The sequence below is a fragment of the Leisingera sp. genome (assembly GCF_034669605.1).
Taxonomy (GTDB): Bacteria; Pseudomonadota; Alphaproteobacteria; order Rhodobacterales; family Rhodobacteraceae; genus Leisingera.
On record NZ_JAXMOX010000203.1, the window covers coordinates 1 to 7985 of the forward strand.

The window sequence follows — 7985 nt, forward strand, 5'->3', positions numbered from 1 at the left end:
CCGGGCCCACGCCCAAGGCCGCCAAGGGCGCGCTGGCGCAGCCAGAGGTTCCTGCGGGCGCGGGAGATCCGCCGCGACAGGCCAGCGGCAAAAGCCGGGGCTCAGCGGCCGCGGGTCCAGCGGCTGCCTGACGCAAACAGCGGCGTTTTTGTGGCCAGGGCGACCATCGCATAGACTAGGAACCCGGCTGGTTCCGACAGCAGCAGCTTCAGCACAAAGCCGCCGTCCGGCGGTGATTTGTCTTCATTCTGCTGCAGGACAGGGAATTTGCCGGCCACCTCCGCCACGCCGGCATTTTGCCGCCGCCGCACCCGCACCAGGTTGCGGAAGCCCTCCACCATCGGCCAGCTGTAGACAGCCGGCACTTTCACCCGCTCGGACGGGGCGAAATTCAGCCGGGCGAAAATGTCATCGGCGATGATATCCGGCCAGTCCCCCCAGCGCTGCCGTCCGGCCCGGTTCATGGCGAACACGCCGAACCCGGGCACGCCGCCGGTGACAAACGGCAGCCGGCTCCAGAGCCGTGCATAGGCACGGGTCACCGCACTGCGCGCCAGCGCCACCTGCGGGCGGCCGCTGGCATAAAGCGGCACGTCCTGCGCCAGCACCGCGGCAATCCGCGGGATCAGCGCCGGGCTGACGCCAACATCCGCATCCAGATAGATCAGAAGATCGCCGCGGGCCGCCGCATCGCCGGCATTCAGCGCACCAATCTTGCCGCCTTCCGGCAGTTCCAGCACCCGCAGATCCCAGCCCGCAGACGGTCTCTGCGCGCGGGCCAATGCGGCCGTCTCATCGCGGCAGCCGTTTGCCAGCACCAGAACCTCAGCGGTCATGCCCTGCGGCAGCGGATCCGAGGCAAAGACCGCCTGCAGGCACCCTGCGATATACGCCGCCTCATCATGGGCCGGGATCAGCACCGAGACCTGCGGCGTCATCTGACCGCCTCCAGCGCGTCCCAGCGCGGGTTCTCGTCGCTCAGAACCCGCAACGCCCCCCAGCTGCCCCATTTCCCCGGCACGCCAACGTCGGCATAGGCGGTGAACAGACTGCCGCCCAGGGCGCTCCAGCCCGCCAGCAGTTCCTGGTACAGCCTGCCCATCTCGGGCGTATAGTTGAAATGGGTGAAGAACCCGGTAAGTGTCTCATCCTCCACCATCGGACCGATGCCGACCACATGGCTGCCGCCCTCATACATGATCAGCTCCAGACCGTGTTGCCGGGCAATCCCGGCATGGTAGGGCAACACCCGCCCCAGCAGATCGGTCAACGTGTCGGCGCCGTCGCCCGAGATCAGCCCGTCGCGCAGCTCCGCTCCGGCCTGGGCCGAGGCTGCGTCATACTGATGCCTTGCCGCAAACTGCTCTGCGGCGGTGCCGGTCAACCCGCGTTGCGCCGCCACGGTCCGGGCCTGCTCGCGACTGCCGGCGATCCAGGCGCGGACATGGCCTGCGCGTTCCGTGACGCCAAGGATACCACCGAAATAGCCTGTCACCGCATAGGCATCGAAATAGGCGGCAGGGGGCTTGCGCCCCGGCTGTTCCGCCTGCCACAGCGGCGCTGACAGAACCTGTTCTTCCAATCCCAGCCAGCCGGTCTGCGAGGAAATCACCCGCACCAGCCGCTCGCTGCCTTCGCCAAAAACCCGGGTCCAGATCTGCGCAACCTCGGCGGCCCGGCCTCCATAGAACTGCATCCACAAGCCATCGCCGCCCCAGCGCGCCTGCGCCTGCGCTTCGGCCCAGGCGGCTTGCTGGAATTGCCAGTTCCAGACCTCGTTGGAGTATTCTGCATAGGCGCGCAGGTCTTCATCCAGCCTGCGCTCCGTCAGCCGGGCGAACTGGCGGACATAGGTATCATCCGCCATATGCGGCATGGTGAACCAGGGATCCGCCCCCAGCGTGTTGGTCAGCGCCAGCATGATTTCCGCCGGAACGCCTTTCAGCGCCCAGGTGTACTCCGGGACCCGCGGCCGGTCCTCCCAGCCGGTTTGGCCGGAGTCATTGGTGGCCATCCAATCCATGAACCGCAGCGCGGCAAACCCGTCCAGCCGGTCCAGCCACAACGGGTTGAACAGGTCGCCCTGCTCATAGGCTTCCAGATGCTCCTCCTTCACCACCCGGATGTTGCGGAGATAGTCCGCGCCGCTGCCAGTGCGCCGCCCGGTCCGCTGAATCCGGATTTCCACCGGGCCGGGGCCGGGGGCATAGTCAAACCGCACCTCGCCCTTGCCATAGCGCACGTTCTCGGCCCGGCCCGCAACTTCGACAATGCCCTGGCCCTCGAACCGCAGCACATAGCGGCCCGCAAGCGAGACGGCTTCCTTTGGCAGATCGGTCAGGATCACGGTGCCGATGGAGCTCAGCTCAGGCGGGATGGCGGTGGGCCAGCCCTCCGGGTCCAGATAGCCGGCAGCCAGAAGATCCTGGTGATCCGCACCGCCCCAGCGTTTCGGCAGATGCCCGATCCAGGGACGCGCGGTCTTGAAGTGATCCAGGAATGGCGCCTGGCTGCTCCAATCGGCGATGGCTGCCAGGTTGATGGCGACGGGCTGCCGGGCGGGGATGGCCTCCGGGGCGGTTTGATCTGCGGCCTGCACCGTGTTGAACGCAGGCAGAGCAGGCTCCCGCGGCAGCGTCGCAGGATCCGGCGGCCGCGCGGCGGTGCGCACGCCGGTGCCTTGGGCCGCAGCCCAGGCGATCTGCTGCAGCCGTGCCGCCAGTTCAGGCGGCGGCGCGGGATAAGGCTTGCCCCAGCGGTCGCTCAGCTGATGCGGCAGACCCGCCGGATCCTGCCCGGTCAGCACCGCGTACTGCAGCAGCGCCAGAAAATAGAAACCGGTGGCATTGGGGTGGATATCATCGGCAAACACATCGCGGATGCTGCTGAGGCCGGGCAGGGTGCCGGCCAGGATCGCATCCTCCAACCGGGCCATGGCCTGCCCCGCAGGCAGCAGTTTCACGCTGCCGCCGGTGGCGGTATTCACCTCTTCGACCACCGCCTGCCAGCGCGGCAGGTCCTGTCTGATCCGCGCGCGCCAAGGCACATCCGCGCCTTTGTCAAAGGGCACTTCGGCGCCGGTGCCGCTGTCCAGGCTGTGCCAGGTTTCCTGCAGGTAGAACGCGGTATCCGGATTGGCCGCCCGCGCCAGCTCATAAAACCGGGTCGCGGCACCTTCGGTATCGCTCCACTTCAGATGATTGGACAGCGGTATCGCCTCGGTGATGATCACCGCATCGGCCGGCTGGCGCAGCCTTTCACGTGAATCAACGCCCTCGGCGGTGCCGCTGTGCTGCCAGTTGTAGCTCAGCGGCGCGCCATTGATGATCTGCGCTTCGACGGTGGCTTCTGCGCGGGTATCCAGCAACTGTTCCAGCATCTGCGGATTGTCCGGCCCGAACAGCGAATGGCCGATCATCACAACCGAGGTGATCAGCGTCTCCAAATTCATCCGGTCTCTCCAGCCGCAGGCAATCCGGTGCGGGGCAGGGCGCGCACCACTTGCCAGACGATCCGCTGCACCGCGGCTGCGGCTTCAGGGCTGAATGCCTCTGCCGGGCTGCCATCGGCGCGGGTCAGTTCATGCGGCAGCCCTGCAGGTGCACGCTGATACAGCACCGCGTAATGGGTCAGTGCGACCGCATAGGCCCCCAGATCATTGACATGTATGGTATCGAGACCGCCTTCGGACGTCCGGGCAAACAGCGATTCACGTGAAGCCAGGCCCGGGATCCCGCCGCCCTCCGCTGCCCGCGCCAGCGCCGCCAGCACCTGTCCGCCGGGGATCAGATAGACCGGCTGCTGCGGCTGTCCGCGGCTGTCGGGCCCCAGCAGCTTGTTGACCCAGAGGTGTTCCAGATCGGTGGTGATCCGGTCCAGCCAGCCCTCGGGATCGTTCAGCCTGTGCCAGGTCTCATACAGGTAAATGCGTGTGTCCGGCGAGGCCGCCCGCGCAAGGCCGGCCCATTTGCCCAGGTATTCTGCCGCATCAAAGTAGCGGATGGCATCGCGCAGCTCGACCATCTCGGTCAGCACAACCGCGCCGTAGTTTCCCGAACCGATTGCGTCTTTTGCATCCCGGTAAGCAGGCGCCTGATTGGCGGTCTCAAAGTCGAGGATTTCCTCCTCCGCCTCCCAATGCGCCCTGAGCGGCGTGCCCGAGCCCAGCTGGCTGTTATAGCCATGCCCCTCCGGTGCCAGCTGCGCCAGCATATGCGGCATGTCCGGCCCGACCAGCGAATGGCCGAGGTGAAACACCTGCAGCGGGCCTTTGGGCGGGGTCAGGGGAGGGGGCACCGGCACGCTGCGGCTGCGCGCCGCAACTGCTGCCAGCCCCAGCGCTGAAACCGCCGCTGCCAGGGCCAGAAACCCGCGCCGCGCGATCATCCGCGCCCCCGGATTTCCGCCGTGGTGATGATCAGACCGGCGCCAACCGCAAACCGCCCGCCAACCGCCTCGCCACGCGCAAACGGCGGCCGTCCGGCGGTGAACACAGCCTGATAGGCACCTGCCGCCAGATCAAACTCCAGCTCCATCCCGTCAAAGCCGTAAAAGGCCCGGCTCAGCGTGTACTGGCATTTATAGGCCGCTTCCTTGGCGGAAAAGATCACCTTGGCCATCTGCCCCGGATTGTCCTGCCGCCGCAGCCAGGCCTGTTCGCGCTCCGAGCAGATCGCGGGCAGCAGCGCGTCTTTCAGGGGGGTGTCCTCTTCGATGTCGATCCCCAGCGCCTGAACATCGCCCGTTCTGGCCAGCACCGCCATGGCGCAGCTTTTGGTATGGGTAAGCGAACCCACCAGCCCCGCGGGCCAGACCGGTGCCCGGTCGCGGCCCACCGGAACCGGAACAGGGGGCAGGCCCAGCTGTTGCATCGCCTGATGCGCAGCGCTGCGCCCGGCGGCAAATTCATTGCGCCGCTTGGCAACCGCGTTGGGCGACAGGCCCGCGGCCTCCTGGGCAAAGGGCACCGGCAGGGCGTCCAGCGGGTCCGCGCCCGCCACGGCCACATCCGCGGCAAACAGCGGCCGCATCAGATTCAGCCGCTCTGCCAGTTTGTTTTCGGCCTCTGTCATCCGGTCCTTGCTCTGCGGTTTGCACGCATCGCCCGCCGCTTTGACATGGTGCCGGCGCGGTCAGGCTTTTGGGTGTCCTGCGGCTGTTGTTCCGCATTTGCAGGGGGGCCTGCAAGCCCCTCGATGTGGGTGGCCAGCCCGGCCAGCGTCGGGAAGCGGAAGATATCGGTGATCGACAGCTTCGCGGTGTTCAGTTCCTCCCGCAGCTCCCGGTGCGCCTGCACCGCCAGCAGCGAATGGCCGCCAAGCGCAAAGAAGTTGTCCTGCGCGCCAATGCCGCTGACGCCCAGGATGCGGCTCCAGACGGTTGCGATCTTGGCTTGCGCGCCTGCATCCAGCGGCACCGCCGGCGCGGCTCCGGCCCGTGCCGGTTTCGGGTCCGGCAACGCCTTGCGGTCGATTTTCCTGTTCGGCGTCAGCGGAAAAGCCTCCAGCGTGACGATACGCGCTGGCACCATCACCTCAGCCAGTTTTGCCGCCAGTGCCCGTTTCAGGGCATCCTCGGCAACCGGTGCGGACACCGTGATATAGCCAGCCAGTTGCTCGGCTCCGCTTTCGCCGCGCGGCACCGCCACCGCTCCTGTGACACCCGGGAAGGCCGCCATGGCAGCCTCGATTTCGCCCAGTTCGATCCGCTGGCCGCGGATCTTCACCTGATGGTCGCTGCGGCCCAAAAAGCCCAGCCGCCCATCCGCAGTCCAGCGCACCAGATCGCCGGTGCGGTACAGGGGGCCATCGGCGAACGGTGCGTTTACGAACCGTTCAGAAGTCAGCGCCTGCTGCTGCCAGTACCCCGCCGTGACGCCCGCGCCGCCAATGTATAATTCACCGGGAGTCCCCGCGGGGACAGGCGATTGTTTTTCGTTCAGCACGTAAACCTGCGTATTCGCAACCGGCGTGCCAATCCCGGCTGTCCCCGCGGGGACAGCGCTGATTTTCTCCACCGTCGACCAGACCGTGGTTTCGGTCGGGCCGTACATGTTGTGGATTTCAGCCCCTGTCGCAGCCTGTAAGTTTTGCACCAGATCGCCCGGCAATGCCTCGCCGCCCAGCAGCAGATGCTGCAGCTGCCCCAGGCAGGCGCTTGCGTTTTCATCCGCCGCGATCATCCGCGCCATCGAGGGTGTGCATTGCAAATGGCTGACCCGGTGGCGCAGGATCTGCGCGCCCAGCGAGAAGTCATCCGCGGCCAGTTCCTGCGGCGCGTTCGTGAGACGCAGCACCTCGGCCAGCGGTTTCAGCCCCTCCAGCACCGCATCCGGCGCGATGCCGTAATCGATCAGGCAGGCAATTTCATCCACCCCGATCCGCTTCAGCTGCTCGACCCGCCGGCAGGCGTCCCCGATGGTTCCGAACAGGCCGGACTCCTCGAAATAGCGTTCAAAGGCAAAGTCGAGGATCGCTTCCAGCTCCGCCTCCGGCAAAGACCCCAGATCCATCTCGAACGGGGTCTCGATCCCTTCGGGTTTCTTGAACGCCGGGAAGGCCCAGGCATATTGCTTGATCAGCCCTGCCGCCGAGCGCAGATAACCCTTCATCGGCTCCCGCGCCACCTGGCGGGCCTCCTCGCGGGTCGGCGCCAGATAGCTGTGCAGCATCAGCGTGACCTTGAAATCCGCAGGGTCATGGCCGGCGCCGCGCAGGGCCGCGTGATAAATGCGGATCTTGCCCGCAACCTCCTCAATGCTCTGGCCCAGCAGATGGGTCAGCACATTTGCCCCGATCGCGCCCGCCTCGCGCCAGGTCTCCGGGTTGCCCGCAGTGGTGACCCAGACCGGCAGCTCCCTGGATACCGGGCGGGGCTGGGTGACAACGGTGTGGCCGCTGCCGTCCCCACGGGGAAAGGCAACCGCCTCGCCGCGCCACAGTTTGCGCACGGTTTCAATGGCCTCAAACAGGGCGGGTTTGTTTGCAGGCGGCGTGTTTTCCGGCCGCAGAATGAAATCATCCGGCTGCCACCCCGAGGCAAAGCCGATCCCGGCGCGCCCCGCGGTCAGATTGTCGATCACCGCCCATTCCTCGGCGATCCGCGCCGGGTGGTGCAGTGGCGCGACGCAGGAGCCGCCGCGAACGCCGATGTTCTGAGTCACCGCGGCGACAGCGGCACCTGTTACCGACGGGTTCGGGTAGGGGCCGCCAAAGGCATGGAAATGCCGCTCCGGTGTCCAGACTGCATTGAACCCGTGGTGATCGGCAAACTTGGCGCCTTCCAGCAGCAGACGGTATTTCTGCGGCCCCGGCCCGTCGTCATTGCCCCAGTAGAACAGGTTGAAATCCATTCTGCGGTCTGACTGTGCAACCGGGCCCCTGGACAATTCCAGCCGGCTTTCATCGCTGGACAAGACCAGCTTGACGCCGCGCGACAGGGTCCAGAACAGTTCCAGCACCGAGATGTCAAAGCTGAGACTGGTGACCGCCAGCCAGGCGCCGCCGGGCTGATGCGGGATGCGCTGATCCATGCCGGCAAAGAAATTCGCGGCATTGGCATGGCTGACCATCACCCCCTTCGGCAGGCCGGTGGAGCCGGAGGTGTAAATCAGATAGGCCAGATCGCTGCCCGTGGCCCCGCCATCGATGTTATCTTCGGCTGTCCCCGCGGGGACGGTCTCGATTTCCAGCACCTGCGCGCCGGAGGCCGGCAGTTTCCCAGCCAGCGCCGCCTCCGTGATGATCACCTGCGCCCGGCTGTCGCTGATATAATGCGCGATCCTGTCTGCGGGGTAGGCCGGGTCCAAAGGCACATAGGCGGCGCCGGCCTTCATCACACCCAGGGCGGCAAAAACCAGTTCGGGCCCGCGGCGGATGTGGATGCCTGCATGCGTCCCCGGTTTCACGTCCATTTCACGCAGGCGCCCGGCCACCGCATTGGCGCGGGCATTGACTTCGCTATAGGTGAAACTCTGGTCCTCAAAG

At 66.4% G+C, this 7985-nt stretch carries 5 protein-coding genes; all 5 read right to left on the minus strand.

Annotation, left to right across the window (positions count from 1 at the left end):
• Nucleotides 1-101: 101 nt before the first annotated feature.
• A complete protein-coding gene (locus VOI29_RS20100) occupies nucleotides 102-938 on the minus strand; it encodes a glycosyltransferase (RefSeq protein WP_323782884.1) in 837 nt (278 codons plus the stop codon).
• Nucleotides 935-3451 carry a hypothetical protein gene (locus tag VOI29_RS20105; protein ID WP_323782887.1) on the minus strand — a complete coding sequence of 839 codons (2517 nt, stop codon included), beginning with the start codon at nucleotides 3449-3451 and terminating at the stop codon, nucleotides 935-937. Before VOI29_RS20105 ends, VOI29_RS20100 begins: the two co-directional genes overlap by 4 nt.
• A complete protein-coding gene (locus VOI29_RS20110; RefSeq protein WP_323782890.1) occupies nucleotides 3448-4386 on the minus strand; it encodes a hypothetical protein in 939 nt (312 codons plus the stop codon). Before VOI29_RS20110 ends, VOI29_RS20105 begins: the two co-directional genes overlap by 4 nt.
• Entirely contained in the window at nucleotides 4383-5072 is a 690-nt protein-coding gene (locus VOI29_RS20115) for a 4'-phosphopantetheinyl transferase family protein (RefSeq protein WP_323782897.1), read from the minus strand. The genes VOI29_RS20110 and VOI29_RS20115 overlap by 4 nt, the downstream gene beginning before the upstream one ends.
• A partial coding sequence (locus VOI29_RS20120; protein WP_323782900.1) for a MupA/Atu3671 family FMN-dependent luciferase-like monooxygenase occupies nucleotides 5069-7985 on the minus strand: 2917 nt, incomplete at its 5' end. The genes VOI29_RS20120 and VOI29_RS20115, both read right to left, overlap by 4 nt.